Source organism: Mesorhizobium sp. WSM4817, assembly GCF_055811135.1.
This window is the reverse complement of record NZ_JBVVQQ010000092.1, coordinates 1-1,321: the sequence shown is the minus strand read 5'-3', so window position 1 is coordinate 1,321 and position 1,321 is coordinate 1. Positions and strand designations below refer to the sequence as shown.

Sequence of the window (1,321 nt, the reverse complement as noted above, 5' to 3'; positions counted from 1 at the left end):
TTTGTTTATCGCGTCTCGCCTGTCTTTATGAACAAGCAGGATGAATTGAGCTATGGAGAGCAGCAACACGCGGCAATTGAGTTGCGACGAGAAACCTACCCAGGGCAGTTGAACATAAGCTACACGCGGGGCTTCGTGTCCTCCCAAGCGTTTGTCGATCGCAATGAATCTGCTGGAAAAATCTCCACTCTGCTTCCTAGATCAGCGGCGAAGGGGCTGAGTTTTGTTCCTACCCACCCGAAGGCGACCGCTGCCTTGGCATGGATGGGATTTGAGGCGCGTCACGCGATTCTCGAGGCGTTCGATCAGGCGATTGCCGCAGGAGCTGAGGTTAGGGTCGTGGCGTACGATCTGAGCGAGCCAGACGTGGTCTCGCGGCTTGAAAAGCTTGGCAGCAAACTCAAGATCATTATTGATGACAGCGCCGAACATAAAAAGTCCGGATCGGGCGAAAACCAAGCAGAAGAACGACTCGCGAAATCGGCTGGCGCCAAAAATGTCAAGCGGCAAGACATGGGCAGCCTGCAGCATAACAAGACGATCGTCATCAATGGCCCCAACCTTAAGAAGGTCGTCTGCGGCTCGACAAATTTCACGTGGCGTGGCTTCTTCGTCCAGTCGAATAACGCGCTGGTGGTCGATGGTGCCACGGCGGTCCAGTCCTATCTCCTTGCCTTCGACGGCTATTGGGCATCCGATGATCCCGAGGTTTCGGCGGTTTGGCATCCGCCGAATGGGCGGACCTAGGTTTGGCTGGGATTGATGCAAAGGTAGCATTCTCTCCGCACTCCAGTGACAATGCGCTACTCGACAAAGTCGCCGCCGACATAGGCGAGACTAAGTCATCTCTATTCTTCTCCCTTGCCTTCTTGCACCAGACGCCCGGGTCGGTAACCGAAGCGATCAAGAGAGTTGTCAAGGACAAGGAAATCTTCGTCTACGGCATTTCCGACAAGGAAGTTGGAGGCATCGACGTACAATTGCCCGACGGCAAGGTCGCGCCTGTTTTTCCGGCTGAACTGGCGGAGAATCTGCCGGAGCCCTTCAAGAAAGAGCCTACCGCCGGCAACGTGGGGAATCGGATGCATCATAAGTTCATCGTGATCGATTTCGACTAGCCCACTGCGCGTGTCTACACCGGCTCATACAACTTCTCTGTCCCCGCTGATCGCAAGAATGGAGAAAACCTGCTCCTCTTCAAAGACCGTCGTGCCGCTGTGTCCTACATGATAGAGGCGATCCGCATCTTCGATCACTATCATTTCAGAATCGCGCAAAAGAAGGCGGCGACGGCCAAGACCAAACTTCAACTTGCCAAGCC

General features: G+C 54.6%; 2 protein-coding genes. Both read left to right on the top strand.

Features of this window, described 5'->3' with window-relative positions; genetic code table 11:
- Positions 1-747: phospholipase D-like domain-containing protein (locus AC0L2K_RS34835; RefSeq protein ID WP_473533640.1), on the top strand; the 747-nt coding region annotated here is incomplete at its 5' end.
- Between the two features lie 2 nt (positions 748-749).
- Positions 750-1,118 carry a phospholipase D-like domain-containing protein gene (locus tag AC0L2K_RS34830; protein ID WP_473533639.1) on the top strand — a complete coding sequence of 123 codons (369 nt, stop codon included), beginning with the start codon at positions 750-752 and terminating at the stop codon, positions 1,116-1,118.
- Positions 1,119-1,321 lie beyond the last annotated feature (203 nt).